The organism is Nocardia miyunensis NBRC 108239, assembly GCF_001613065.1.
In the GTDB taxonomy this organism is placed as follows: domain Bacteria; phylum Actinomycetota; class Actinomycetes; order Mycobacteriales; family Mycobacteriaceae; genus Nocardia; species Nocardia miyunensis.
In genome coordinates, this window is the sequence record NZ_BDBQ01000037.1 from 1 (window position 1) to 25,810 (window position 25,810).

The window sequence follows — 25,810 nt, forward strand, 5'->3', positions numbered from 1 at the left end:
GCCGGTGTGCCCCGGTGGGTGAAGATCGCCGTCATCGTCGCGGTAGCCGCGATCGTCGGTGTGGCGAGCGTCCCGCTGAGTCAGCTGGGCAGCGGAACAATCACCGTGACAGCGCAATTCGCCGATGCCGCCGGGCTCTACAACGGAAATCCCGTGGAGGTGCTGGGAATTCGGATCGGCAAGATCGACAGCATCACGCAGCGTGGTGATTTCGTCGAGGTCCGGATGACCGTCGATCGTGCGATCCGGATCCCCGCGGACGCGAAGGCGGTGACGGTGTCGGATTCGGTGCTGACCGACCGGCATATCGAATTCACGCCCGCCTATCGCGCGGGTCCGGCGCTCAGGGACGGAACCGCGTTGTCCCTCGATCGGACTCGTACACCGGTCGAATTCGACAGCCTGCTGTCCACGGCGGACAGATTGTCCCGCTCGCTCGGGGGTGACGGCAAAGGCGGTGGCCCCCTTGCTAATATGGTCGATCTCGGTGCATCGGTGACCGCGAACAACGGCGGGGATATCAAAGCCGCGCTGAATGAACTGTCCCGGGCGTTGCGCATGGGAGATGACGGCGGTGCGGCGACCGAGAACGCCATCACCCGGATCGTGAACGATCTGAATTCGTTGACGACCACCGCCGCGAACAACGATCAGAAGATCCGTGCGTTCGCCGCCGCCGTGCACCAGATGAGCGATGTGCTCGCCGCCCTGAATCTCGGTTCCGGGGACACCGGGGCGAAACTGGACCAGATCCTTACGCAGACAGCGGATCTCATGCAGCAGCAACGCGGTACGGTGTCCGGCACGGCAGCCGGGGCGAACGTGCTGTTGCGGAGCCTGGCGGATTATCAGGGCAGTATCGGCGAATTCCTGGATCTGTTCCCGCTCGTCACCGACAACGCTTACTACGCGATCGATCAGCAGGCCGGCGCCGGACGCGTGCACGTGAACGTCGACAAGATCGCCCTCGACGGCCAGATGGTGAAACAGGTGTGCAATCTGCTCCAGCTGAAGCAGTTGGGGTGCGCCACCAGGAAGGCGTCGGATATGGGCCCGGATTTCGGAGTGACGGCGCTGCTGGCCGGAATCGCGGGTATGCGGAAATGACGACGACGAATATTCGGAGTCTGCGCCGCGGCGTGACAGCGGCCGCGATGGCCGGAGTGCTCGCGACGACCGCATGTTCGGCCGGGCTGGATTCGCTCCCGCTTCCGGCGCCGTCGGTCGGAGCGCACACCTATACGATCACCGCCGAATTCGCCAATGCGCTCAACCTCCCGACCAAGGCCAAGGTGAAGCTGGAGGGCGCGGATGTCGGCGATGTCGAGGATATGCACGCGCGCGATTTCACCGCGGTGGTGTCGCTGCGAATCCGGTCGGGAGTGCGGCTTCCCGTCGGCACCAACGCCGAATTGCGTTCGGCCACACCGATGGGCGATGTCTTCGTGGCATTGACACCGCCCGCCGCCGCGGGATCGGCTGTGCTGCACGACGGTTCGGTCATTCCGGAGTCCTCGACCTCGGACGCGGCCACGATCGAGGCCGTGCTGAGCCGGGCGGCGCTACTGGTGAACGGCGGTGCGGTCCGCGACTTGGCCAAGGTCGTCAACGGGCTCGGAGCCGATCTGGACGGCCGTGGAAATCGGTTGGCGGAATTGATTTCCCAGACCACGACTCTGGTGCGGACGTTGTCGCAGCGCTCGGATCAGATCCGGGCCGCGATCCGCGACACCGGGACGCTCACCGATACGATCGCCGCCCAGCAGTCGACGGTGAACGCGGCGGTGGCCGCCGCGGAACCGGCCGTGCGGGCCGTGGGAAGCAATACGCAGAACATCGTCGATCTCGCGGCCCGGTTGAGCCGGATCGCCGGGGAGCTCGAGAAATTCCCGTCGGTGAACGGGACCGGGAAACGCAGTCTCATCACGGATATGAACAATCTGTCGGCCGGTCTGAACGCCGCCGCGAACCTGCCGAGAATCGATCTGAACGTGCTGAACGCATCGATCGGGATCGTCGGTGGCAAGGTGGCCTCCTCCGCCGGTGCGGTCGCGGACGCGGATATCGCCAAGATCGCGGTCGGCCCGGTGCCCGATCCGAACTTCCCCGGAAACGAGTATGCCCGGATCCCGGACCAGACCGATTGGGCGAACTTCGTCGGATCGTTGGCATATACCTTGCAGCGCTTGCACGATCGAGTGATCGGACCCGGACGATGAACGCCGCGTTGTCGACACGGGGACCCGGGAAGTGGTCGATGGTCGCGCTCGCGAAGTACGTTTCCAGGCATCGGCTGACCGTCTCGTGGCTGGCGCTGGTGCTGACGACGGTGCTGGGCGCAACCTATCTGATCTTCGGGTCGTTGCAGGCCGATCCGTTCCGATCGACGTACGTGGTTCGCGTCCGGTTCGCGGAATCCGGTGGGCTGCAACCGCATCGGGATGTGACCGTGCGCGGGGTTCGAGTCGGGGAGGTGAAGTCGGTGGATATCGCCGACGGGGTCGTGGTGGCCGTGGCCGCTATCGACAGTTCGGTGAAGATACCCGCCGACAGCACCGCCCGGGTGGCCGCGCTCTCGCCCGCCGGTGAGCAGTACCTGGATTTCGTGCCCCGGACCTCGGCGGGACCATATCTGGCCGACGGCGCGACGGTGAGCGTGGACCGGACCTCCGCGCCGGTGACGCTGGCCCGGCTGCTCGGTGATATGAACGGCGCTGTCGTGCAACTGGATCCGGCGAAACTCGCCTCGATCGTGCACGAGCTGGGCGGTGGTCCGCAGGCCCCGGAGAAGCTGGCGGCGATAATACAGGGCGGCACCTTCATGATCACGACGCTGAGTTCGGTTCTGCCGCAGACGGTCAGCATGCTGCACAACAGCGAAATCGTCCTGTCCACGGTTCGCGACCTGTCTCCCGGCCTCGCCGCCACAGCCGCCGATCTGGACCGCACCGCCACGGGAGTGGACCGCATGACCGGCGGATATCGGACCCTGGTCACCGAGAGCCCGCGGGCCCTGCACGCCATGGATCAGATCATCGCGGACAATTCGCCCACGATGGTGCAGTTGCTCGGCAATCTCGCCACCGTCGCGCAGATGTCGTATCTGCACGTGCCGGCGATGCGGGAATTCTTCTTCCCGCAGCAGCGCCCCGGCTCGTCGATGGATGCGCTGGCGAAGGCATTTCACGACAATTCGGTGTGGGCGATCGTGAATCTGTATCCCCGCAAACAATGCGATTACAACCTGCCCCGGAAACCGATCACCGTACCGAATTACCCCGAGCCGTATCTGTACACCTATTGCACGGATCCGGATCCGAGTCTGGTGGTGCGCGGGGCGCGCAATGCGCCACAGCCGCCCGGAGACGATACGGCTCATCTGCCACCCGGGGCGAACCCGCTCGCGACCACCGACCCGGCGCCACAGGGCAAATGGTCGATCCCCACGCCGTACGGCGGTGTGCCCGAGCCGTACCTTCCGCCCAAATAATCGGCCCGGCAACATATTTCAGGAGTGGACTGATGTCGACATCACAGCTGGAGTCGGAGGTCGCGCAGACCGATCCCGACTCGACCGTCACCGAGAATTCCGAGGCCGACGAATCCGAGAGCGACGAATCCGAGAGCGACGAAATCGTGTCGGAGGAAACAGGATCCGACGAGGTCCCCGGGCAGGGCGGTACGAGACGGTGGATCGTGCGAGCCTGTGCCGCACTGATCGTCGTCATCGCGATCGTATCCTCGGTATTCGCCGGGATTTTCGGCTGGAAACTACGGGAGCGCGGTGAGGTCGATGCGGCGGCCCGGCGGGCGCTGTCCACCGCGCAGACCTATGCCGTGACGCTCACGAGCATCGATTCCCAGCACATCGCTGACGATTACGATCACGTCCTGGCCGGGGCCACCGGCGATTTCAAGAATATGTATTCGCAGTCGAGCGGCCAATTGAAGAAGATGCTGATCGACAACAAGGCTCGCAGTGTCGGGAAAGTCGTGGACGCGAGTGTGCAGAGCGCGTCCACCGAGCAGGTCGTGGTCATGTTGTTCGTCGATCAGGAGATCACCAACAATGTGAGCCCCGATCCGCGGGTCGATCGGAGCCGGATCATCATGACGATGCAATCGGTCGGGGGCCGATGGCTGGCCGCGAAGGTGGAGATGGCCTGATGACGGTCACGGCGACGGATCTCAGAGGCTGGGGACGCGGTTATCTCCGGCGGCATCCCATCGCATCGCTCGACACCGTGGGGGCCCAATTCGTGTTGGGAATTCGCGCGGTCCAATACCTGGTCTCGGATATCGCGACTGGACGGTTCGTATTCCGGGAATTCGTGCAGCAGGCCGCGTTCATGGTGAAGACCTCGTATGTGCCGACCATCGCGGTCGCGCTGCCGATCAGCGCGACGCTGTCCATCCAGTTCGGGCTGATCGCCGGTCAGGTCGGCGCCGATTCGCTCGCTGGTGCGGCGAGCGGGCTGGCCGTCATCCGCCAGGCCGCGCCGGTGGTCACGGCGATGCTGCTGGCCGCGGCCGTCGGGTCGGCGATCTGCGCGGATCTCGGGTCGCGCACGATCCGCGAGGAGATCGACGCCATGACCGTGATGGGGGTCGAGGTGATCCACCGGCTCGTGGTGCCGCGGGTGGCCGCCGGTGTGGTGGTCGCGGTCGGGCTGACCGGATTGAGCGCCTTCGTCGGATTCATCGCCGGATATCTGTTCGACGTCTACGTCCAGGGCGGGACGCCGGGCAGTTTCGTGGCGACGTTCTCCTCGTTCGCGACCATCGGGGACATGTATCTGGCGGTGGTGAAATCCGTCGTGTTCGGGCTCATCGTGACGGTGGTCGCGTGTCAGAAGGGGCTCAGTACCAAGGGCGGTCCCAGTGGTGTGGCGGATTCGGTGAATGCCGCCGTCGTCGCCTCGATCGTGCTGCTCATGGTGGTGAACGTGGGCTTCACCGAGATCTACACTCTGCTGTTCCCGCGAGAGGCGCTGTAGCGATGGCGACACCGTACTATCCGATCGGGCTCGGCGCTCTCGTGCGGGTGAGCGCTGCCCCGCTGCGGCTGGTCATGCGGTTCGGGCATATGGGGCGGTTCTTCGTCCGGGCGGTCGTCTCGATTCCCGTTGTGCTGCGGCACTATCGCAACGAGTTCCTGCGTCTGGTATCGGCCGTGGCCTGGGGAAACGGGTCGCTCATCGTGGGCGGCGGGACCGCTGGGATCATCATCGTGCTCGGCGCCAGCGCGGGCGCGCTGGTCGGCATCGAGGGATACAGCGCGTTGAAACTGCTCGGGTTGGGCCCCGCGACAGGGCTGATCTCGGCGACCGCCTCGACGCGGGAACTCGCCCCGATCATGGCCTCGATCGCCTTCGCCTCGCAGGCGGGGTGCCGGTTCACCGCGCAGCTCGGCGCGATGCGCATCTCCGAGGAGATCGACGCGATGGAGACTCTGGCCATCCGATCCATTCCGTATCTGGTCACCACCCGGCTGATGGCGGCGGTGGCGGCGATCGTCCCGCTGTATCTCGTGTGCCTGGCGATGAATTTCATCGCCGTCCAGATCGCCATCGGCGTCGCGGGCAGCCGGACGCCGGGCACCTACGAGCACTACTTCACGATGGTGCTCAGTGGCACCGATATCGTGTACTCGCTGTCGAAAGCCATTGTGTTCGTGGTGATCACGACGACCATCCAGTGTTATTACGGGTATTACTCCAGCGGTGGCCCCGAGGGGGTCGGAGTGGCCGCCGGTCGCGCGATGCGCGCGAGTATCACGGTGATGATCTGTGTGAATCTGCTTCTCACGCTGGCGCTTTGGGGATTCGACTCGGGCGCGCGGCTCAGCGGTTAGGGAGGGGTGAAAGTCACCTCGGGGCTATCGCGCACAATCGTCACTGTCCGCATGATTCGGGACGGCCGATTGTGGAAGGAGCAACCGATGGGCTCGCGTGTTTTGAGTCAGTGGGAGGAGATCGCCGCGGCGGATCCGATGCATTCGACGCGGTACGCGGAGCGGTTCCGGAAGCTCGCGGCCGAGGGTCAGGACATCTTCGGCGAGGCACGGATGATCGATGCGATGCTGCGGCGAGGCTCGCGAGTGCTCGATGCGGGATGCGGCGCCGGGCGACTGGGCGGATATCTGCATCGGGCCGGACACGAAGTGGTCGGCGTGGACGTCGACCCGGTGCTGATCGACGCCGCCGAACTCGACTTCCCGGGCCCACGCTGGCTGGTCGACGACCTCGCCCAACTGGATCTGCCCGGCCAGGGCGTAGCCGCCGGATTCGACGTGGTGCTGTGCGCGGGCAATGTCATGGGCTTCGTCGCGGTCTCCACACGGCGTGATGTCCTGGCCGGATTCGCCCGCCACATCGCCCCGGACGGCCGGGTGGTCGTCGGATTCGGCAGCGGCCGCGGATACGAATTCGACGCCTTCCTCGCCGACGCCGAATCCGCGGGTCTACACCCCGACATACTCCTGTCCACCTGGGACCTGCGCCCGTTCACTCCGCAATCCGATTTCTTGGTGGCGGTGTTCTCCCGGGCCGCCTGAGCGATCACAGCGAGCCGCGCCGCCGCTGCCTCGGTGCGGGCGATGCGGTGTGGATCAGGTGGTGGCTTGGCGCACGATTCCTTGTCGAACCTGTGGAACAATCGCACCGAGAGTGTCTTCCCGAACTGTTGGTGATCCTTACCTGAACAACATCGATATTCGGTTCGATTACACCTCCTGGAAGGCAGAGTGCCGTGACCCCCACCACGCCCTCGTTCTTCGAGGCACAACTTCCAGCCCTGTTGAGCAGCCGAAGGGACGCACCGGCATTTTGGATGCTCGACCTGCTCTGGATTCCGCTGCTGGAGGCCCATCAAACCGGGGGTCTGTTTTCGGTCACCGAGCAGTTGATGCCGAAAGACTCTGGCGCACATACCAAGCACGTGCACAATGTCGACGAGTGGTTCTACGTCCTGGAGGGCACTGTCGATTTCGAACTCGAGGGCGAAACGTCGTCGGGGCAGGATGGCGACTCGCTGTGGATTCCTCGGGGCACCGTGCACAGTTTCAACGTCACGAGCGATGTCTGCCATGTACTCAACGGCTATACCCCGGGCGGATTCGAGCAAGTGATCAAGGGGCTTGCGAGGCCGGCACCGAAGCGTGAGCTTCCGCCGAGAACCGCTGAGCCGGCACCGGAAGACATCGCGGCGGCACAGTTCCTGTTCAGCAACTACTGGACCGCACGAGCCGAGGACCCCTGGGCGAAATTCTTCACGCGTTGATCCCGCGCTCGGCGTCCAGCCGAACTCCCGGTAGCGCGCGTTCGCACGGCTCGACGGGATCGGAGTTGGGTCACAGTCGCTGATCGGGCTCTAGGTCGTGTCTCCCAATTGGATTTGTTGATCAGCCCCGCTGCGCGGGGCTGATCGGGCATCCTGGTCGTCGTGGTGATGGTGGCTGGTGATCGGTATCGAGTGTTGACGGATAGGCAGTGGGAGCTGTTGGAGCTGTTGTTGCCGAAATCCGAAGGGCGCGTGGGTCGTAACTTCGCCGAGAACCGCCGGGTCGTGGAGGGGATGCTGTATCGGCTGCGCACGAGTGTGCCGTGGCGGGATCTGCCGGAGGTGTTCGGGCCGTGGCAGACAGTGTGGAAACGGCATCGGCGTTATGCCGCCGACGGCACCTGGGACCGCGTGCTGACTGCGTTGCTAGCGCTGGCTGATACTACCGGTGACCTGGACTGGGTGGTGTCGATCGACTCGACGATCGTGCGCGCACACCAGCACGCCGCCGGTGCCCGAGCCCAGGCACGGGAGTGTGATTTATGAACCCGCCGATCACGGGCTGGGCCGCTCGCGGGGCGGGCTGACCACCAAGGCTCACGTGGCCACCGACGGCAACGGCCGAGGTCTGGCGGTGCTGATTACGCCTGGCCAAGCCGCGGACTCGCCGATGCTGCCCATGGTGCTCGAGCAGGTGGTGGTACCCCGCCTCGACGGCGGCCCACCCCGGTGCAACCCTGACACGGTCATCGCTGACAAGGCGTACTCGGCAGCATCGAACCGGACTTTGCTGCGCCGCAAGCATATTCGGGTAGTGATCCCCGAGCGTGCTGATCAGATCGCCAACCGCAAACGCCGAGGACGTGCCGGTGGGCGGCCACCGGGTTTCGACACCGTTGTCTACAAACGCCGCAACGTCGTCGAGCGCGCGTTCAACAAGGTCAAACACTGGCGCGCGGTCGCGACTCGCTACGACAAACTCGCGATCACCTACCGCGGCGGATTCGCGCTGGCCCTCATCGTCGGATGGCTCAAATCATTGGGAGACACGACCTAGGCGGGCGGTGGACAGGTCCGGGAAGACCTGGATGGCTTCGAGGGCGGCGGCGAACTCGGCGTGTTTGATCGGGTTGTCCAGGGCGATGCCGAGGCGTTCCTCCACGCGACGCATCCGGTAGCGGACGGTGTTCTCGTGGCAGTAGAGGGCGCGACCGGCTTCGGCGGCCGAACCGTGTGCCTCTAGCCAAGCCTGCGCGGTAGACAGGAGCGTGCCGCGATCCTCGTCGGGTAGTGCCAGAATTCCGCCGAGGACGCGTCGCACGAAACGGCGAGTCGTGTCCGGGTGACTCAGGACGAGTTCGCCCAATGGGGTGTCGGGCAGTTGTTTCATACCGGTGGATCCGGCGGGCATCGTTTCCAGAGCGATGCTGGCGAATCGCGCGCCCCGGGAGGTTCGGTCGAGGCAGGAGTACTCGGGGCTGACTCCGACCCGGGACGTCGCGGTGGTGGAGATCAGTTCGAGAACGCCCTCGGTGGTGTGGCGGCGATTGCGGTGGACGATGCCGATCTCGCGATCGGGCTGCGAACGCCAGGCCGATCGAATGTCGCGCAGCGAAAGGTGATCCTCCAGGTGCGGCAGGGCGCGGTCGCCGGTCGGCGGGGTTTCCGCGACGACCACGAGGAACGCGCCTTCGAACGGCATATCGAGCAGTTGCGCGATCTCCCAAGGGGTCTGGTGGTCGCCGAGTGTGCCGTCGATGAGCCCGGCGACCAGTGCCGAGCGTCGGCGATCCAGCGCCACGGCCTGTCTGGTCTTCTCTCGGCGGTAGCTCTCGGTCACGGAGGTGGAGAATTCGTCGCTCAGCGCCCAGAGTTCGGCGACCGTATCGATCAGCGCGGTGACCGCGCGATCGTCGCGTTCCCGGGCGGCGAGGAGCATCCAGTTCCAGAAGCAGACGAATCCGAGCCGGAAGGCGCGCAGCACCTCCGGCAGCGCGACATCCTGCGCCGCGCGCTCCTGACCGGTGCGCCGAGCGGCGCTGATATCGGCCTCCTGGCCGAATTCGAGGAAGTTCAGGATGCCCTCGAGGTTGCTGCGCGCCGATCGATGCAGCAGGGCCGTGGGAACCACGGCTTCGTCCCGGTACATATCGATGTTGTCCCGGATCATCGCGACCAGTTCGTCGGCGACCTCGTCGAGCCGTCGTCGTTCCGATACCAGCAGCTCTCGAAGGTCCGGATGTGGTTCACGACGGCGCACGTAGGCGATGCTACCGGCTGCCACCGCGGCCGGGACCTGACGACCGCGATGGCAGCGGCGGGCGTCCGCGTGTGCGAGGCCGCCGACGCTGAATTGTTGCCCCCGACAAAATCCGGCGGATCGAGTTTGTCGGCGTCGATATGGGGTCCGGGCGGCCGGTCCACGAGAATTGAACTCGCACGCGGAGGTCGGCAGAGCACTGAGCCGCCCGGCTGGTCTTCGCGGGCAACGGGTATGTATTTGTGCCGTCGAAACATGTTGGTGTTCAACGGTATCGGCGGGACGTGCGCTGGCCGGGCCCTTATCCGAGGGGCCCGGCCAGCGCACGTTCGGGGGTGATCACGCAGGCGGATTCCCGTAGGCGCGCAGGAACGTGTCGACCGCGCTGTCGGCGAGTCTGCGCAACTCCGCGACCGCGAGTTTGCGGGTACCGCTTCGGGAGCGGATCTGCAGCGGGCCGGTGAGCAGGGCGAGGAACTGTTCGGCGGCCGTGGCGGGGTCGGCCGAACGCAGGCGGCCGGCGAGCATCAGGTGCGCCATTCGATCACTCAGCGCCTCGGTGATCCTTCCGGACGTTCGATCCTGCACGCTGTCGAGCAGGTCGGGGAAGACCGGTGTCTGGGCGGCGGTCAGCGAGCGCAGCGAGCGTGACTGGTCGCTCGCGCAGATCCGCAGCAGCCGGAGTGCCGAATCATTCAGCGCCGCAGGCAGATCCGCGCCCGGATCACGCAGCGGCGCGATCGCGGCCACACATTGCGCCCCGACCGCGTCGCCGACTGTCTCGATGGCGTGCCGGAACAGGGTCTCCTTGTCGGTGAGGTGGTTGTAGACCGTGGGCTTGGCGACCCCGGCCTCGTCGGCGATCTCCTGCACACACGCCTGGCTGTAGCCGCGCCGGGCGAAGACTGTGAAGGCCCCGTCGAGGATGGCCTGCCGCTTATCAATCCGGCCGTGTGCGCCCGCAGCTTTCGTCACTTACACAGATTATCCGCTGGTGCAAACCCTTGAACCAGGCGGTGCAGACCGGCTATCTTCTAGATTGGTTCATAAGAATGAACCAGCAGGTTCAATTCAGGAGGTAGTCATGATCGTCCATCTGCTGCGTTTCGGATTCCGGGACGAGACCAGCGAGAAGCAGAAGGCTCAGGTTCTGGCCCTGATGCGGCGCACCGCCGCCGTCGACTCCGTATCGTTCTCGGCCGTCGGCCAGCACCTCGGCGATCCCGTCGAGGGATACACCCACGGCTACTGTGTCGGCATCGCCGACCTCCCGGCTCTCGAGCGATACATGTACGACCCGATCCACCTCGCGGGCGACCCCGACATCATCCCGCACCTGTCCCGCCTCGCCGTGGGGCCGACCGTATCCGACGACCTCGATCCCGAACTGGGCACGAAGATCATGGCCCTGAATGACCGCAAACTGGCCGACTACCCGGAGTGGGCCCAGCTGATGAAAACCATCCCGGACTTCCGAATCGCCTGATTCCGGAGAACTTCCAGAGGTGGACCGCTGCGGGCAGACAAGCACGGTTGCTGGGTAAATCGAACCGGCCGCTCGTTAATGCCCCCATTCCGGCGGCAATGTGGCTGCCGATATAGCCGATATAGAGGTATGAATGCCCTAGAGCCACAGCGGGTTTGATCAATACGTTGGTCGAGTGAAACTAGGAATCGGTCTGGGCGCTTTCGGGCTTCGCGCTGGTGTGTCGACCCGCGGCATCGGACTCGGCGCGGGCCCGTTCTCGGTAGGGCACTCGTGGCGCTCGGGGCGGCGTGGCGGGGGCGGCTGCCTGACGCTTCTCGGGGCTTTGTTCGTCCTCGGGATAATTGCTGCGTTCCTGTTGTGGCCGTATGAGCTGGGAACTGCTCTCGCGGTGAGCCTCGGAGCGTCGAACCCCTCTGCTGCAAGAACTTTCGTGGGCTGCCTATTCGAATGGCCCTGGCTGACCCTGTTGATTTTTCTGGTCGTTCAGGGGGCGCGGAGCAGGCGGCGAGCGGCCATGATCCCTCCTGTTCCACCGGCGGCATGGCAATCGACGCCACCCCGCGGTCAACTGGCACCCGGACAGATGGGGTGGCCGTCCGGTGGATATCCGCAAGGGATTCACCCGATGCCCGCGGCCAGTAGGAGATCTCGTTCCCCGGGCACCGATTCGTTGTTGATTGCGGCCGCCATCTCGGCGGTGCTGGTGGTCTTCGGTGGGATTGTCGAGTTCAAGCCGAACCACGGTGCCGTGGTGAACGTTGCGGCTGTCCCGATCTCGGCGGCGGACGATGACGCGGTAGCTGAGGCGACGACGGGCCCCGAGTCTGGGATGCGATCGGCTTCCGCTGCTCCGGCCCCCTCTTCGATGGGAAATGTCGATGATCCCGGGATGGACATCGACGGGCAGGGCTTCGTCGCTCATCCGGGAGCCCGCTGCGATTTCACGAATCCGGCGGTGGCCATCGGTCGCACCGCCCGGTCACTCGTAGTGATCTGTGAAACCGGGGTCGGCCGCCTGTATTACAAAGGGTTGCGTCTCGGTACCGGGACGTCGGTCGAGATTGATGACCCGGTGCGGACAGCTACCGGATTTCGTGTGACGAATGCGGGAGTGCAGTACGCGCTGTCTCCTACCGCGCTCGTGATCACCTCGGGTGCAACACAATTAGCGGACGAGCCGATGCTGAGTTACTGGTCGGGGTAGGAGTTCGGACAACCATCTCGAACGGCCGGCGAGCGAGGATCCGGCGGCATGGGCGGCCGCATGTTCGAGGGTGCCGCCACGGCGATCGAAGTCGGCTCGAGGCGGCTGTCGGGCACAGGCCGGTCACCTGGTTATTGTCGGCGGGAGCATCCTGAAGACTCGGTGGCCGAACACCCGGCAGCGGATCGCCGGAGGGGAGGGTCTCGCCAAAGTAGAACGTGTTCCTATAACGTCGGGGTGTGCAGAAAGAACAACGCCCTGCGGTGGCAGATTGGTTCACCGCGGAGGACGGGGCGGTGCGTCTCGTGGGAAGTCGGTGCGAGGTTTGCAGGACGCCGTACTTTCCGCGGAACACGCTGGCCTGCCGGAATCCGCAGTGTGCAAGCCCGAAGGACGGCTCCGAGCTGGCCGAATACCTGTTCTCCACGCGTGGCCGGATCTGGTCGTACGCCGACGCCCGGTATAAACCACCCGCGCCGTACGTCTCGTCCGATCCGTTCGAGCCCTATGTCGTCGCGGCGGTCGAGCTCGAGGTCGAGCAGATGGTGATCCTCGGGCAGGTTGTGCGCGGGCTGACCGTGGACGACCTGGCCGTCGGCATGCCGGTCGAGCTGACCCTCGGCGTGCTGTACGAGGACGAGGAAGCGGAGCACACGGTGTGGATGTGGAGGCCGGTCGATGCCTGATACGAATGCTCGCGACATTGCCGTCCTCGGTGCGGGTATGCACCAGTGGGGTAAATGGGGTCGCAATTTCGTCGAATACGGGCTGGTCGCGGCACGCGCGGCGCTGGCGGACGCCGGGGTGGACCACCGCGACGTCGGCTATATCGCGGGCGCGGACACCATCCGAAACGGGTACCCGGGTTTCGTCTCCGGTGCGACCTTCGCCCAGGCGCTGGGCTGGTCGGGTGCGCGGATCTCGAGCAGCTACGCCGCCTGCGCATCGGGCGCGCAGGCCATCGCCAACGCGCGCGCCCAGATCCTGGCCGGACTGACCGATGTGGCGCTGGTGGTCGGCGCGGACGCCGCTCCGAAGGGCTTCTTCCAGCCGGTCGGTGGCGAACGTCGCGACGATCCGGACTGGTTGCGCTTCCACTTGCTCGGAGCCACCAACCCGATCTACTTCGCGCTGTACGCCCGTCGCCGGATGGCGCTGCACGGCGCCACGCTCGACGATTTCGCCGCGGTCAAGGTGAAGAACGCCCGCCACGGGCTGAACAATCCGTACGCCCGCTACCGGAAAGAGGTCTCGGCCGAAGAGGTCGCGGCGTCGGCGATCGTCTCGGACCCGTTGCGGCTGTTGGACATCTGCGCGACCAGTGACGGCGGTGCGGCGCTGGTGCTGACCTCGATGGAGTGCGCGCGTCGCCACGGCATCAGCGACCCGGTCCGCATCCGCGGGTTGTCGACGGTGACGCCGACGTTCCCGAAAACCGTTCTGGACCTGCCGGATTTCGCGACCGACTCCGCCGTGGCGTTCGAGGCGCCACCGCGCGCATTCCGTTCGGCGATCGCGGACGCCGCGTACGAGGAGGCCGGTCTCGGCCCGGCCGATCTGTCCTTCGCGGAGGTCTACGACCTGTCCACCGCGCTGGAACTCGATTGGTACGAGGACATCGGGCTGTGCGAGGTCGGCGGCGCCGAGGAGTTGTTGCGCAGTGGCGCAACGACTCTGGGCGGTCGCGTGCCGGTGAATCCCAGCGGCGGATTGGCCAGCTTCGGTGAGGCGATCCCCGCGCAGGCGATCGCGCAGATCTGCGAACTCACCTGGCAGCTGCGCGGTCAGGCCGACGGACGTCAGGTGGAGAACGCTCGGGCGGGAATCGCGGTGAACCAGGGCCTGTTCGGCCACGGTTCGGCGATCATCGCCACGCGCTGATCCGCTGCCGACATCGAAAACCCGGGCCCTGCCCGGGTTTTCGGGAATCGGCCACCGTGATCGGCCCGCCGCGCAAAGCGCCGTTCATCGCCGCGGCCACCCTCGCGCAGGTCGATCTGCCGATGTGCCGGGCCGTGGACGACCACACCGTCGAAATCGCCCTGCACACGCCGTCGTTCGAATTTCCGCTGGCGTTGTCCGCGTACGGCACCAAGATCGTCCAGGACGGTGCGACCGACTTCTCGAAACCGGTGGGCACCGGCCCGTTCGTCTTCGAATCGTTCGAAGCGGGTAGGCAGTTCACCGCGCGAGCCAACGAGTGGTACTGGGACGGCCCGCCCGCCGTGCGTCATCTGCGGTTGGTCAGCGCGGATGCGGACGCGCGTCTCGCAGCGGTGCAGAGCGGCCAGATCGACTACGCCGACAACCTGACTCCTTCCGCGGCACGGGTATTGCGCGGGCGGTCGGGTATCTCGGTGCGGTCGACACCGAACAGCGGCATCTACTTCTTCGCGATGAAGACCGATCGCGCGCCCTTCGACAATCCGGACGTGCGGCGCGCGGTGATGCGGATGGTCGATCGCAAGGAACTGGTGAAGGTCGCGCTCGGGGGGATGGTGCGGTCGGCAACGACGTCTTCGGCAAGGGCTACCAGTACTACACCGAACTGCCGCAGCACATCCATGATCCCGACGAGGCGGGACGGCTGCTGAGCCGGGCGGGTGTGCGGGATCTGTCCTTCGATCTGTTTACCGCGCCGGTGGACTTCGGATTCGAAGCGGCAAGGCTTTTCGCCGATCAGGCCGCGACATGCGGTGTCCGGGTGAACGTGGTCATCGGATCCAAGGACAGCTACTATGCCGACGCGCTGAAGACCGGTCAGCTCACCATGGGCCAGTCCGGCCCGCTGGCGGTGCCCAATCACTTCGCCTCGCGGCTGCTGACCAGCTCCCCGCAGAACCGCACGAAATGGTCCGATCCGGAATTCGACGCGCTCTACGCCAGGGCGCAGGCGACGCCGACCGCGGAGGGACGCGCGGCCATTTATCGCACGATGCACGAAATCCTCTACGACCGAGGCGGATTCGTCTTCTTCGGCAGCAGCTACTGGAATACGGCCGTACGCAACGGTTTCCGCGATACCCCTGCAGCGGTGCCGAATTCGCACGAGTGGGCTCGCTTCGACGAGGTGACCGCGTGACGGCAGGGGGCCTGGACGCGCGCATCGTCGGTGTCGACGCGGATCCGCTGTTGCTGGGACCGGCCGATGCCACCCTCGGTAGTGACCGCTGGACCACCGCACCGCACCGGGTGATCCGGGAGCCACTGCGAGCGCTGACGTGACCGCACGCTTCGTGTTGCGGCGGGCCGGGATCGGGGTGGGACAGGTCGTCGTGCTGCTGGTATTGGTGTTCGTGCTGTCGCTGCTGTTGCCCGGTGATGCCGCGGACGTACGGAGCAACGATATCCTCGGCGCGGATCAGCGAGCTGCGGCCCGGCATCTGCTCGGGCTGGATGTCGCACCGGCCCAACGCTTTCTGCAATGGCTCGGGCATGCGGCGACGGGGGATTTCGGGGTGTCCTACGCCAGCGGCCAGGATGTCGGGAGCCTGATCGCGCGGCCGTTCCTGATGACGGGCCTGGTGGCCGTGCTGGCGTTGGTGCTGCTGGCACCCGTCGCGGTGACGGCGGGTTTCGCGGCGGGACTGCGGCCCGGCTCGGTGCGTGATCGGGTCATCACCACGGTCAGCATCGCCCTGGATTCGATACCGGATTTCGTGTTGGCGGTGCTGCTGGTGACCTATGTCGCGGTGGATCTGCGACTGTTGCCCGCGACATTTCTCGGCATCGATCCGCGGACGGTGCCGGCCCGGCCCGAATATCTGGTGTTGCCGCTGATCGTGATGGTCGCCCGGGTGGCCGCGCCGCTGGTGCGGCTGGTCCGATCCGGTGTCGTAGACGTGCTGGACCAGCCATACGTGCAGCAGGCGCGTCGCCTCGGGGTGGGGCGCGGATCGCTGCTGGTCCGGCACGTCGCGCCGAATGCACTGGGACCGGCGCTGCAAGAGCTGGGCCGTACCGGCGATGGACTGCTCTCGGGTGTGCTGATCGTGGAGGCCGTGTTCGTCATGCCGGGGATCGCCTCGCAGCTGATCGGTGCGATCGGCAATCGCGACGATTCGGTGATTCTGGCGATCGTGCTGATCACGGGTGTCATCGCGATAGTGATCAATCTCGGGATCGATCTGCTGGGTGGTCGGATGGTGCCGCGTTCGCGCGAAGGCGTCGGGGGATGAGTGCACGGCGGTGGTTCGCGCTCGCCCTCGTGGCTGTTCCGCTGGTGATCGCCGTGGCGGGTCCAGCCTTCGCGGAGTCCGCACCGGGGGAGCGGCAGACGCCGTTCGGCCCGTCGTCGTGGTCGCCGTTCGGCACCGATCGGCTCGGCCGCGACGTGCTCGCCACGGCCCTCATCGGCGGCCACACCTTTCTTCTGGTCGCCGCGATCACCGTAATCGGCTCTTACACAGTGGGATTCGTACTCGGAGTAGCTGCCGCCGCGGCTCCGCGCGCCTGGCTCGACGAGCTGTTGATGCGGCCGATGGACGTGCTGCTGTGCTTGCCCTCGCTGTTGATCATCATGGTGGCCGCGCTGCGCACCCGCGGGTCGGCGGTAGCGATCGCGATTGCCATCGGTATCGCGCTGGTCGCACCGATCGCCCGTTTCGTGCGCATGGCGGCGCGCCCGGTCGTGCACGGGCCCGTCATGGACGCGCTGCGGACGCAAGGGGAGAGCCGACGGTATCGATACGCGAATTATGCCGCGCGCGAGATGATTCGGCCGATCGCCGCCGATCTCGGTGTGCGATTCACCGCTGCGGTCTACTTTCTGGCCTCCGCGAATTTCCTGGGGCTCGGGTTCGACACCACCTCGGCCGACTGGGCGGTCTCGGTCGCGGCCAACAAGGACGCGCTGACCATCGCGCCGTGGTCGATCGCGCTGCCCGCCGGGCTGATCGTGCTGCTGATGGTCGGGGTCAACCTCCTGTGTGATGATCTGCTCGCCGATCCGCGCTCGGTCGCGGTGCGCGATTCGCGGCGGGTGATCAGACGTGAATGAGGTTGGGGCGGTACTTGTTTCGCTGTGCGGGGTACGCGCGGACGCTGGGGACGCCGTGCTGGTCGAGAACATCGATCTCGAAGTTCGGGCGGGCGAGATCCTCACCCTGTTCGGACCGTCGGGGGCCGGAAAGACGACGATCGCATGCGTTCTGGCCGGTATCGAACGGCCCGGGATCACGGTGTCCGGTGCGATCGAGCGTGGCGACCCCAGGCCGCGGATCGGATTCCTGCCGCAGCACGCCGCAGCCACCCTGAATCCGGCCCGCCGCCTTGGTGCCGCGCTAGGTGAGCTGGCGGAGTTGCATCATGGTCGGTCGGGGTGGTGGCGAGGTCGGCGCGCTGCACGCCGAGAGCTTGTCGCACAAGCGCTTTCGGCCGCAGGGTTCGAGGCGGATACGGCAGGACGCATCGCGCGGCGGTTCCCGCACGAATTCTCCGGCGGGGAACGCGCCCGCCTCGCGCTTGCTCAGGTCCTGGCCTGCGAACCCGATGTGGTCGTGGTCGACGAGCCGACGGTGGGACTGGACCCGATCGCACGGGCCGCACTGCTGAGCGGGCTCGCGGCGCTGCGACGGTCCGGGAAGGCGGTCGTGCTCATCACCCACGACCGGGTCGCCGCGGAACAGATCAGTGACCGGACGGTGTTCGTGCGGGCCGGGCGGCTCGCCGGAGATGAGCCCGCCCTACCGGCCGCACCACCGAGGCCCGAGCGGCCATCGGTCGGTGCGCCGATTCTGCGGATACGCAATGTGTCTGTGACACTGAGGAATTCGGCCATCCTCCACGAGGTCGATCTGGAACTGCGGCGCGGGGAACTGGTGGGTATGATCGGAGCCTCCGGCGCGGGCAAGACGACGATCGCGCACTGCATCGCCGGTCTGGTACGACCGAGCGCCGGTGTGATCCGGCTGGATGAGCGGCCGATCCCGGTGCTGCGCAAGCGTTCTCGCGAGCAGATCGCCGCTGTCCAATACGTGTGGCAGGAATCCGCGGCCTCGTTCGATCCCCGGCGCACGGTCCTCGACCAGGTCGCGGCCACCGCCGTCCGGCTGCGCGGCCTCGACCGGGCAGCCGCACGTGAGCGGGCCGTCGACGCCCTCGCCGACCTGGAGATCACCGCGCAGCAGGCCGCCCGCCACCCGGCCGCGCTGTCCGGCGGGCAACTCCAACGAGCCGCCCTCGCCCGCGCCCTTCTGGCCCGACCGTGCGTGCTGATCTGCGACGAGATCACCACCGCTCTGGATCATCCACTGGCGCAACGTATTCTGGACCATCTAGACCGGCACCGCTACCACACCGGCACCGCCGTACTGTTCATCAGTCACGATCTCGTCGGCCAGCTGAACCGCGCGGACCGCCTGGCGATGGTCGAGCACGGCCGGATCACCGCGACCGGAACCCCGCAGGAACTGCTCATCGATCCGGAGTCCACAGCTCTCGGGCGTCTGATCGCGGCGGGAGGGTCGGTGGATCATGGCGAATGATGCTGTGTAGCTCGCGCCTCCTACCCGACCTGCCTCTCACAGTTGAACAGCGTCGAAGTGCCCTGGATATCGTGCCGCTGCCGGGAACGGCGTCGTGCCCCACAGCGGTAGTCTCTGCGGTAGTCTGTAAGTGTGGCGGTCGAGTGGTACTGGGCACTTGCGCAGGTGCTCATGCACACGGGCGTCGACCAGGACGACGTGTTCGACCTGGTGGATGCGTGGATGAGAGGAAATCGGCGGGTCTGGTTGCGGACAGCCGTCGACCCGGCCACCGGACTGGTGTCCCTGGTGGTCTGGGGCCGGACCGATGACGGCGCACTGTTGTCGGTGTTCGCTCGTCGGCTCGACCGCGATATCGAGGTGTACAGTGCCGCGTACCTCACCGCCGACCAGGCCGCGGACTTCGAGAAGTGGGAGGCGACCCGCAATGATGACTGATCCATTTTCGAATATGAGCCCCGTCGAGGTGGCGGCGATGGCCGAGCGCCTCGAGTTCACCGACGAGCCGATAACTCCGCCGATCGAAACCGGCCCGGCCGCCGAACCGGTCCTGATTCCCCGATCGGTCAAGCTGACCCGTGACCTCGATCAGGCGTGCAAACGCCGCGCTACGAATCTCGGGCTGTCGCAGTCGGCCTATATCCGTTCGCTGATCGAACGCGATGTCGCCGAGGCGGGGACCGGCGAACAACGTCCGGCATGGGTGCGTGAACTCCTGGCCGTGATCGCGCAGCACGAGAACGACGAGCATCGCAAGGCGTCCTGAAACCATCGAGTGATCGGCCTGCGGGGCGGTGGGTTGTTCGAACGTGGTGCCGCTGAGGCAAGAACAGCGTCCGGTGTGTGATCTCGCGCCGTGATCGCGGAGCACAAGAACTATGGCCTGGGGCTGGTGGTGAATGGTAGCGGAACCGAATGGATGTAATTGCGTTGCAGCCGAACGGTTTCCGAACCAACGCAGTCGTTGTCGCCGAGGGTGGCGGATTTCGGATATCGATCGGCTGAATACGGGAAGCGCGCCTCGGGCGAATTGCCGATCGTAGATATGTGAATTCGATTCGGGAGACGATCCGGCCGCGGGATGTCGGTGACGAGGTGGGGCATTGGCGGCGGATGCGGGTGTGGGCTGCGGCGCATGCGGTCGATGATTTCTATCAGGGGCTCGTGCCTGCCGCCGTGCCGTATTTCGTGCTGGAGCGGCATTTCGGTTATGTGGAGGCGTCGGGGCTGGCATTGGCCGCGACGTTGGGCAGTGCGCTGCCGCAGGTGGGGATCGGGCTGCTGGCGGATCGGCATCGACTGCGGTGGATGGCGCCGCTCGGGGTGAGCCTGGCGGGTATCGGGGCCGGGTTGTCGGGGCTGGTGCCGAGTTATCCGCTGGTGTTCGGATTGCTGTTGCTGGCCGGGTTCGGGATCGCGATGTTCCATCCGCCCGCCGGACGCGATGCCCGGCGCGCGGCCGGGGGCAGTGCCACCGCGATGAGTTACTTCGCCGCCGGGGGAAGCGCCGGGTTCTTCATCGGGCCGGCACTGGTGACGCCGGCCCTGGATACGCTCGGGATCGGCGCGACCGCGTTGTTCATCCCGCCCGCGGTCCTCATGGGGTTCATCCTCTTTCGTCATCACGGCCGGAGTGCGAAGACCGCGACCAGGCAGGCCGAGCGCGGCGGCCGGGACCGGATCGGGCTGTTCGCGGGGCTGACCGCGGTCGAGGTCGTGCGGTCCACGATCTCGACGGGACTGAACACGTTCATCTCGCTGTACTGGATCCGGCATCTGGGCGCGAGCAGCGCACTCGGCGGGCTCGCGCTGACGCTGGAACTCGGCGGCGGCGTGCTGGGCACACTGCTGGGCGGCCGGCTCGCCGATCGGATCGGGATGGTGCGCACGGTGCAGATCGGCAATGCCGCGATGCTGCCCGGACTGTGGCTCATGCTGGCCTGCCACGACAGATATGCCGCGCTGCCGCTGGCGCTGGTCGTCGGGCTGATCTCCAATATCCCGTTCGCCGTGCTCATCAAGCTCGGTCAGGACTATCTGCCGAGCCGTCCGGGGACCGCTGCCGGTGTCACGCTCGGTCTCGCGGTGAGTGCGGGCGGACTGTTCATGCCGCTGCTGGGACTGGTCGCCGGGCACTACGGTCCGCGCGGTGCGCTGGCGGTTCTGGCGACGGTGCCGGTTCTCGCGATCGCGATGTCCACGGTCCTGCGGGAGCCGGTGCGCGATCCGGTTTCGTCGAGCAGCGAGTCGTCATGACGTGCCCCGATCGGGCACCCCGAGGACGATCCGCGAGGGCCGACCCGCCGTATTCTGACCGGTGATGATTGCGATCCGCCACACGCCGGTTGCGCCGACGATCTCCGAGGCCCGCGCGGGCGGGGACGTCATCGATCGTCACCGGCACGACGATCATCAGCTGATCTACGTCAGCTCCGGCGTCCTGGCGATCCACACCGAGCGCGGTTCCTGGATCGCGCCGAACGACCGGGCGCTGTGGATCCCGGCGAACACCTGGCACGAACATCGGTTCTACGGCCGCAGCCGATTTCACACGGTCGGGTTCCCGGCCCGGGGGACCGCGCCGCTGCTCGATGTCCGGACGCCGACGATCATCGCCGTCGATCCGCTGGTACGGGAACTGCTGATCGCCCTCACCAGCCCGACGCTCACCGCCGCGGAAACCCGGCACCTCCAGGCGGTGCTGCGGGATCGGCTGCGCTGTGTCGCGGAACAGCCGTTCACGCTGCCCGCGGCGCGGGATCCGCGCCTGGCCACCGCGTGCGGTCTGGTCGAGGCCGATCTTCGGCGGCCGCGCACCCTGGCCGATCTCGCCCATCAGGTGCATACCGGCGAACGCACGCTGTCCCGGCTGTTCCGCACCGAATTCGCCATGACATACCCGCAATGGCGCACTCGCACAAGAGTTTTCGCGGCGATGGTGATGCTCGCCGAAGGCGCGGCGGTCACCGAGACCGCACACGCCTGCGGCTGGGCGACCACCAGCGCGTTCGTGTCCACGTTCGCCCAGACCATGGGGACGACTCCGGGTGCGTACCGCGCGGGCATGCGTGCCCAACCGGACGACTGAACGCACCCGGAGTCGATCGCGGTCACTGGATCGTGGTGGCCTGCACCTTGGGCGTCTCCGGTTCGCGTACCGGTTCCCTCGTGCCGAACAGCATCAGTCCCGCGCCGAGCAGCGCCAGCACGACCATGACCACGAATCCGCTGGCGAACGTCCCGGTGCTCTGCACGATGAAGCCCATCACCAGCGGAGCCACCACACCCGACAGCGCGAAACACGCGTCGGCGAATCCGGCGGCGCTGCCGGGCTGACTCGGTTCGGCGTCGATCGCGGCCACCCACCAGATTCCGCCGGTGACGAATCCGCAGCCGACCCCGATCGAGATGAACACCACGGCCGTGACCAGCGAGGGCGCGGTCACGATCGGAATCAGCGCGGCGCCGGCCAGCAGCAGTGCGATACCCATGATGGTGAAGCGACTGCGAATGCGTCCGGTGCGGGCGTACACCTTGTCGACCAGCACACCGCCGATGAGCGCGCCGACCACACCCGCGGCCCACGGCGCGACGGTGAACGCGCCGACCTGCTTGACGCTGAGGTTGTACGAGGTGGACAGGTACTCCGGCAGCCAGTACATGAACGCCCAGAAGATGTATCCCCAGGCGAAGTAGCCGACGCCGACGATCCACAGATTGCGGTTGGTGAAGATCCGCCGCCAGTTCACCTTCTCCTGACGTTCGGAGGTCTCCTCCGCCAGCTGCCCGGACTCGATGTACGCGCGTTCGGCCTCGGAGACCCGCGGGCAGCCGGCCGGGGTGTTGTACAGGAGCCCGATCGCGACCAGTGCCCACAGCACGCCGAGCGCGGCCAGCACCCAGAACATGCCGCGCCAGCCCAGGCTCGCGATGAGCTGGGTGACGATGGGCCCGCCGATCAGCAGACTGCCCGACACCGCGACGCCGCCGACCAGAGCCAGTGCGAAACCGCGCTCCACACTCGGCAGCCAGCGGCTGATCACGCGTGTGGCGGCGGGGAAACCGGGCGCCTCGCCCGCACCGAGCACGATGCGGATCAACAGCAGACCGGTGAAACCGCCGGAGATCGGAGTGATCGCGGTGGCTACCGACCAGAAAACCATGCCCACCAACAGAATTCGGCGCGGACCGAATCTGTCGACCAGTGGGCCGGCGAGGAATGCGAACACCATGTACCCGATGGAGAACGCGGAACTGATGACGCCGTAATCGGCGGAGTCGATGCCGAATTCGGCCTCGAGGGGTTTCACCGCATACGAGACCGCACTGCGGTCGATGTAATTGATGATGACGAGGACGACGATCATCGCGACTGTCGCCCAGCGGAAATGTTGGCGCATGGTGGTTACCTCATCGTTCCACCGTTCCGCTTGGCGGAACATATTGAATAAAAGGTGCTGAAACTATGCGTCACGAATTGTTTCGGCACAGCGTTTTCGCGTAACTACCCGATGAATTCGGGAAATTGCGCGCATTATGTTCCGCTGATAGGAACGTTCTGGAATATATCGCTCACCGAACCACCCGCGGGCAGCCGCCAGATCGCCTCGGCGAGCCGCTCGGCCGCCTCGGCGGGAACCGACCGCGTCGCATTCGAGGTGAATTTCAGCGTGAGCTCCTGTGCCGACAACGGGTTGGCCGGGCCGCCGCGATTCTGCGAAATCCGTTCCGTGCGTGTGGTTCCGTCGTCGAGACGGGCCGTGAGCACTGCGGGGAATTGCCGGGGGAAGATCCGGGTGCATTCCGCGTCGGCGACGACGTTCACCTTGTCCGCGATCGCCAGCCGCGCCGGATCCCGCACGGCGCTATCGGTGAAATCCTCGTGGAAGACGCCGAGCCCGCCGCCGCCGAGCAATGCCGCCGCGACGGTGTACGGACCGCTGAACGCCCCGTGATAGCCCGAACGCGGTCGCCGCTTCTCCTCGATCGGCTCGCCGATCGTGCGCAGCACAGGCTCGGGCACACCGAGGGTCAATTCGGTGATGCGGGCCGGATCGATACCCGCGCGGCGCAGTCGCAGGGCGGCGTCCACGCCCGCATGGGTGAAGTGGTTGCAGGGATAGGGCTTGAAGAAGATTCCGGGAGTTTCCCAGTGTTCGCCGAGATCTCGGGTTACCTGGTCGATGTCGAATCGGTCGCCACAGAACGCCTGGAGGAATCCGAATCGTCCCTCTAGCACCGTGGGCGGTCCGGTGAGCCCGTGCTGTGCCATCTGCGCGGCGACCACACCGGCGTGCGCGGCCCACCCGCAGTGGACGCGTTTGACGGTGCCACCGGTGCGATTCGCCTCGATCACACCCGAACCCATACTGCACGCGATGCCGATGGCCGAGGTCAGCTGGTCCGCGTCGAGACCGAGCAACATGCCCGCGGCGACCGCCGCGCCGACCGCCCCGCAGATCGCGGTGGCGTGCTGGCCGCGGTCGAAGAACACCGAATTCGCGTTCTCCTCGTCGTAACCGGCCATGCCCAGGCGGCAGGTCACCTCGATGCCGACGGTCGCGGCGTCCAGGAAGAAGGGCCCGCTCGCGCCGGTTCGCTCGGCGACCGCGAGTGCGGCGGGGATCACCGCGGAGGACGGGTGCAGGACCGAGGGCAGATGGGTGTCGTCGAAATCCAGGCTGTGCGCGAGGGTTCCGTTGACCAGTGCGGCCGACGGGGCGGGCAGTGCGCCCTCGATACCGAGTGCGGTGGCGGCCGGGCGTCCGCCCCACTCCGCGACCACCGCGCGGACGACCTCGGCGGGTTTCTCGCCGAGTGCGGCCAGGCAGTTGCCCAGCAGATCCAGGACACGTCCGGCCAGATCGGTACGCAGGTCGGCGGGCAGGCCGTCGGCGTGGACGCGGGCGGCGAGTGCGCCGAGTTGTTGTGCGGGAGTGGGGTTCATGCGTTCACCACCGAGAATGGCTGGATCGGGGAATCGGTCGGCGTGCCGTCAGTGTGGATCGGGGCGGCGAGTTGCGCTGCGGGAGTGGGGGTCATGCGCCGACCACCGCGACGGGACGGATCGGGGAACCGGTGCCGCCCACGATGCGCAGCGGGGCGACCACGAACAGGAATTCGGTCAGCCCCTCGGCGGCGACCTCCTCCAGGTTCAAGTGTTCCATGATGTAGATTCCGTTCTCCACCAACAGAACTCGATGCACCGGGAGCTCGCGGTGCCCGGCCCCGGCGGGGATCTGCTCGTAGGCAGTGGTGTCCGCGCCGGTGGCGACGACGCCCCGTGCGGCCAGCCACGACGCCGCGTCGACGGTCAGCCCCGGGACGCCGGTGTCGTGGCCCAGATACGTTGCGGCGTCGGCGAAATTGCGGGCCCAGCCGGTTCGCACCAGGGCGACGTCACCGGCCTCGGGCCGCACCCCGGCACGGTCGGCGGCGGCGATCAGATCGGCCTCGGTGACCCCGTAACCGGGTTCGAGGGTGTCCACGCCCTTGGTTCCGGCCACGTCCAGCAGGACGCCGCGGGTGATCATCGGCGGGATCTTCTCGGTGCCGTGCTCGCTGAACTTCCCGCCGCGCTGGGCGGTCTCGGCGTCGATGCCGCCGTGCAGCTTCCCGTTGTGGCTCACGTGCGAGAGGGAGTCGATGTGGGTGCCGACGTGTCCGCCGGTGATGATCACCTCGTTGCTGGCCGAACCGCCGTCGGGGCGCATCATGTCGCCGTGTCGGCGGGCCAGCGTCATCCGGAAGCCGGGATGGTTCGGCGAGCAGGGCATTCCGGTGAACAGCGGCTGGCCCAGCTCGATCGTGCGGAGTCCTTGCGCGACGGCTCGAAGCAGGGTGCCGGTGACGGCGTCGGTCATGATGTGGTTCCTAAGGTTGTAGGTGTCCGGGGGCGGCGCCCTGGATGTCCAGAGCGATGGGGTAGCTGATGATGTGGTGCCTCGGTCGAGGCTCGGCGGGACTGGCTGCCCGACTGTTCTGGACATCCGACTGCGCAGCCGAAGTCGTTGCGAGTCTTCGCTGACTGGGTTTCTGTCGGCGAGATTGTTCACGGGCGCAACAACTTCGGCGGTCAGGAGCAGGTGAGT

At 66.5% G+C, this 25,810-nt stretch carries 28 protein-coding genes; 23 read left to right on the forward strand and 5 right to left on the reverse strand.

From position 1 onward, the window contains the following. The 9 genes from NM2_RS15410 to NM2_RS15455 form a co-directional block, all read left to right on the forward strand. A partial coding sequence (locus NM2_RS15410) for an MCE family protein (RefSeq protein WP_369690316.1) occupies positions 1-1,107 on the forward strand: 1,107 nt, incomplete at its 5' end. Continuing rightward, positions 1,104-2,219 carry an MCE family protein gene (locus NM2_RS15415; protein WP_067669092.1) on the forward strand — a complete coding sequence of 372 codons (1,116 nt, stop codon included), beginning with the start codon at positions 1,104-1,106 and terminating at the stop codon, positions 2,217-2,219. The genes NM2_RS15410 and NM2_RS15415, both read left to right, overlap by 4 nt. A 38-nt stretch (positions 2,220-2,257) precedes the next feature. Beyond that, positions 2,258-3,490 (forward strand): MlaD family protein, encoded by a 1,233-nt coding sequence (locus NM2_RS15420; protein WP_245718046.1) that lies wholly within the window; start codon positions 2,258-2,260, stop codon positions 3,488-3,490. Between the two features lie 32 nt (positions 3,491-3,522). After that, complete coding sequence (locus NM2_RS15425) at positions 3,523-4,167, forward strand: Rv1363c family protein (RefSeq protein ID WP_067669096.1); 645 nt, start codon at positions 3,523-3,525, stop codon at positions 4,165-4,167. After that, positions 4,167-4,997, forward strand: a complete 831-nt coding sequence (locus tag NM2_RS15430) for an MlaE family ABC transporter permease (protein ID WP_157121108.1) — start codon at positions 4,167-4,169, stop codon at positions 4,995-4,997. Before NM2_RS15425 ends, NM2_RS15430 begins: the two co-directional genes overlap by 1 nt. 2 nt (positions 4,998-4,999) lie before the next feature. Then, a complete protein-coding gene (locus tag NM2_RS15435; protein ID WP_067669100.1) occupies positions 5,000-5,854 on the forward strand; it encodes an ABC transporter permease in 855 nt (284 codons plus the stop codon). A gap of 87 nt (positions 5,855-5,941) precedes the next feature. Further along, positions 5,942-6,556, forward strand: a complete 615-nt coding sequence (locus tag NM2_RS15440; protein WP_067669348.1) for a class I SAM-dependent methyltransferase — start codon at positions 5,942-5,944, stop codon at positions 6,554-6,556. Positions 6,557-6,750: 194 nt separating this feature from the next. Then, the gene (locus NM2_RS15445) at positions 6,751-7,281 is read left to right on the forward strand and encodes a cupin domain-containing protein (RefSeq protein ID WP_067669102.1); all 531 of its coding nucleotides are present in this window, start codon (positions 6,751-6,753) and stop codon (positions 7,279-7,281) included. A 168-nt stretch (positions 7,282-7,449) separates the two neighbouring features. Next, a protein-coding gene (locus NM2_RS15455; protein ID WP_439956877.1) for an IS5 family transposase occupies positions 7,450-8,338 on the forward strand; the annotation gives its coding sequence in 2 pieces (ribosomal slippage) (positions 7,450-7,823 and positions 7,822-8,338; 891 coding nt in all). Here the strand turns inward: NM2_RS15455 and NM2_RS15460 are convergent. Both NM2_RS15460 and NM2_RS15465 read right to left on the reverse strand, forming a co-directional pair. Next, positions 8,318-9,565: a PucR family transcriptional regulator gene (locus NM2_RS15460; protein WP_084531037.1), complete on the reverse strand. Its 1,248-nt coding sequence runs from the start codon at positions 9,563-9,565 to the stop codon at positions 8,318-8,320. The genes NM2_RS15455 and NM2_RS15460 overlap by 21 nt on opposite strands. Before the next feature lie 315 nt (positions 9,566-9,880). After that, on the reverse strand, positions 9,881-10,516 hold the full coding sequence (locus NM2_RS15465) for a TetR/AcrR family transcriptional regulator (RefSeq protein ID WP_067669106.1): 636 nt from the start codon (positions 10,514-10,516) through the stop codon (positions 9,881-9,883). A gap of 109 nt (positions 10,517-10,625) precedes the next feature. On the opposite strand from NM2_RS15465, the gene NM2_RS15470 reads away from it, so the two are divergent. The 14 genes from NM2_RS15470 to NM2_RS15530 all read left to right on the forward strand — a co-directional run bounded on the left by NM2_RS15470 (position 10,626) and on the right by NM2_RS15530 (position 21,807). Further along, positions 10,626-11,027 (forward strand): Dabb family protein, encoded by a 402-nt coding sequence (locus NM2_RS15470; protein WP_067669108.1) that lies wholly within the window; start codon positions 10,626-10,628, stop codon positions 11,025-11,027. Between the two features lie 628 nt (positions 11,028-11,655). Next, on the forward strand, positions 11,656-12,234 hold the full coding sequence (locus NM2_RS49040) for a hypothetical protein (RefSeq protein ID WP_157121109.1): 579 nt from the start codon (positions 11,656-11,658) through the stop codon (positions 12,232-12,234). A gap of 239 nt (positions 12,235-12,473) precedes the next feature. Continuing rightward, complete coding sequence (locus NM2_RS15480; RefSeq protein ID WP_245718047.1) at positions 12,474-12,920, forward strand: Zn-ribbon domain-containing OB-fold protein; 447 nt, start codon at positions 12,474-12,476, stop codon at positions 12,918-12,920. Next, entirely contained in the window at positions 12,913-14,115 is a 1,203-nt protein-coding gene (locus tag NM2_RS15485) for a lipid-transfer protein (RefSeq protein ID WP_067669114.1), read from the forward strand. Before NM2_RS15480 ends, NM2_RS15485 begins: the two co-directional genes overlap by 8 nt. 56 nt (positions 14,116-14,171) lie before the next feature. After that, entirely contained in the window at positions 14,172-14,828 is a 657-nt protein-coding gene (locus NM2_RS15490; protein ID WP_067669116.1) for an ABC transporter substrate-binding protein, read from the forward strand. 11 nt (positions 14,829-14,839) lie between these two features. Then, positions 14,840-15,316, forward strand: coding sequence for a periplasmic substrate-binding domain-containing protein (locus NM2_RS15495; protein ID WP_067669118.1), 477 nt, complete (start codon positions 14,840-14,842; stop codon positions 15,314-15,316). Continuing rightward, complete coding sequence (locus NM2_RS49045) at positions 15,313-15,459, forward strand: hypothetical protein (protein WP_157121110.1); 147 nt, start codon at positions 15,313-15,315, stop codon at positions 15,457-15,459. The genes NM2_RS15495 and NM2_RS49045 overlap by 4 nt, the downstream gene beginning before the upstream one ends. Further along, positions 15,456-16,412 carry an ABC transporter permease gene (locus NM2_RS15500; RefSeq protein ID WP_067669120.1) on the forward strand — a complete coding sequence of 319 codons (957 nt, stop codon included), beginning with the start codon at positions 15,456-15,458 and terminating at the stop codon, positions 16,410-16,412. The genes NM2_RS49045 and NM2_RS15500 overlap by 4 nt, the downstream gene beginning before the upstream one ends. Further along, the gene (locus NM2_RS15505; RefSeq protein WP_067669122.1) at positions 16,409-17,233 is read left to right on the forward strand and encodes an ABC transporter permease; all 825 of its coding nucleotides are present in this window, start codon (positions 16,409-16,411) and stop codon (positions 17,231-17,233) included. Before NM2_RS15500 ends, NM2_RS15505 begins: the two co-directional genes overlap by 4 nt. Further along, positions 17,226-18,719, forward strand: a complete 1,494-nt coding sequence (locus NM2_RS15510) for an ABC transporter ATP-binding protein (protein WP_067669124.1) — start codon at positions 17,226-17,228, stop codon at positions 18,717-18,719. Before NM2_RS15505 ends, NM2_RS15510 begins: the two co-directional genes overlap by 8 nt. A gap of 132 nt (positions 18,720-18,851) precedes the next feature. Further along, on the forward strand, positions 18,852-19,157 hold the full coding sequence (locus NM2_RS15515; protein WP_157121111.1) for a hypothetical protein: 306 nt from the start codon (positions 18,852-18,854) through the stop codon (positions 19,155-19,157). Positions 19,158-19,170: 13 nt separating this feature from the next. After that, a complete protein-coding gene (locus tag NM2_RS15520) occupies positions 19,171-19,485 on the forward strand; it encodes a hypothetical protein (RefSeq protein WP_067669128.1) in 315 nt (104 codons plus the stop codon). Between the two features lie 347 nt (positions 19,486-19,832). Further along, the gene (locus NM2_RS15525) at positions 19,833-20,975 is read left to right on the forward strand and encodes an MFS transporter (RefSeq protein ID WP_067669354.1); all 1,143 of its coding nucleotides are present in this window, start codon (positions 19,833-19,835) and stop codon (positions 20,973-20,975) included. 64 nt (positions 20,976-21,039) lie between these two features. Next, positions 21,040-21,807: an AraC family transcriptional regulator gene (locus tag NM2_RS15530; protein WP_067669130.1), complete on the forward strand. Its 768-nt coding sequence runs from the start codon at positions 21,040-21,042 to the stop codon at positions 21,805-21,807. Between the two features lie 22 nt (positions 21,808-21,829). Here the strand turns inward: NM2_RS15530 and NM2_RS15535 are convergent, their stop codons facing one another. From NM2_RS15535 to NM2_RS15545, 3 genes are all read right to left on the reverse strand, one after another. Beyond that, a complete protein-coding gene (locus NM2_RS15535; RefSeq protein WP_067669356.1) occupies positions 21,830-23,119 on the reverse strand; it encodes an MFS transporter in 1,290 nt (429 codons plus the stop codon). A 134-nt stretch (positions 23,120-23,253) separates the two neighbouring features. Continuing rightward, entirely contained in the window at positions 23,254-24,666 is a 1,413-nt protein-coding gene (locus NM2_RS15540) for an MmgE/PrpD family protein (protein ID WP_067669132.1), read from the reverse strand. Between the two features lie 91 nt (positions 24,667-24,757). Next, on the reverse strand, positions 24,758-25,582 hold the full coding sequence (locus NM2_RS15545; RefSeq protein WP_067669134.1) for a cyclase family protein: 825 nt from the start codon (positions 25,580-25,582) through the stop codon (positions 24,758-24,760). Between the last annotated feature and the right edge of the window lie 228 nt (positions 25,583-25,810).

Bases quoted from the DNA above. Each gene is read 5' to 3' on its own strand.
- NM2_RS15415 (WP_067669092.1), top strand. From the start codon at position 1,104: ATGACGACGACGAATATTCGGAGTCTGCGCCGCGGCGTGACAGCGGCC.
- NM2_RS15420 (WP_245718046.1), top strand. From the start codon at position 2,258: ATGGTCGCGCTCGCGAAGTACGTTTCCAGGCATCGGCTGACCGTCTCG.
- NM2_RS15425 (WP_067669096.1), top strand. From the start codon at position 3,523: ATGTCGACATCACAGCTGGAGTCGGAGGTCGCGCAGACCGATCCCGAC.
- NM2_RS15430 (WP_157121108.1), top strand. From the start codon at position 4,167: ATGACGGTCACGGCGACGGATCTCAGAGGCTGGGGACGCGGTTATCTC.
- NM2_RS15435 (WP_067669100.1), top strand. From the start codon at position 5,000: ATGGCGACACCGTACTATCCGATCGGGCTCGGCGCTCTCGTGCGGGTG.
- NM2_RS15440 (WP_067669348.1), top strand. From the start codon at position 5,942: ATGGGCTCGCGTGTTTTGAGTCAGTGGGAGGAGATCGCCGCGGCGGAT.
- NM2_RS15470 (WP_067669108.1), top strand. From the start codon at position 10,626: ATGATCGTCCATCTGCTGCGTTTCGGATTCCGGGACGAGACCAGCGAG.
- NM2_RS49040 (WP_157121109.1), top strand. From the start codon at position 11,656: ATGCCCGCGGCCAGTAGGAGATCTCGTTCCCCGGGCACCGATTCGTTG.
- NM2_RS15485 (WP_067669114.1), top strand. From the start codon at position 12,913: ATGCCTGATACGAATGCTCGCGACATTGCCGTCCTCGGTGCGGGTATG.
- NM2_RS15505 (WP_067669122.1), top strand. From the start codon at position 16,409: ATGAGTGCACGGCGGTGGTTCGCGCTCGCCCTCGTGGCTGTTCCGCTG.
- NM2_RS15520 (WP_067669128.1), top strand. From the start codon at position 19,171: ATGAGCCCCGTCGAGGTGGCGGCGATGGCCGAGCGCCTCGAGTTCACC.
- NM2_RS15525 (WP_067669354.1), top strand. From the start codon at position 19,833: ATGCGGGTGTGGGCTGCGGCGCATGCGGTCGATGATTTCTATCAGGGG.
- NM2_RS15530 (WP_067669130.1), top strand. From the start codon at position 21,040: ATGATTGCGATCCGCCACACGCCGGTTGCGCCGACGATCTCCGAGGCC.
- NM2_RS15535 (WP_067669356.1), bottom strand. From the start codon at position 23,119: ATGCGCCAACATTTCCGCTGGGCGACAGTCGCGATGATCGTCGTCCTC.
- NM2_RS15540 (WP_067669132.1), bottom strand. From the start codon at position 24,666: ATGAACCCCACTCCCGCACAACAACTCGGCGCACTCGCCGCCCGCGTC.
- NM2_RS15545 (WP_067669134.1), bottom strand. From the start codon at position 25,582: ATGACCGACGCCGTCACCGGCACCCTGCTTCGAGCCGTCGCGCAAGGA.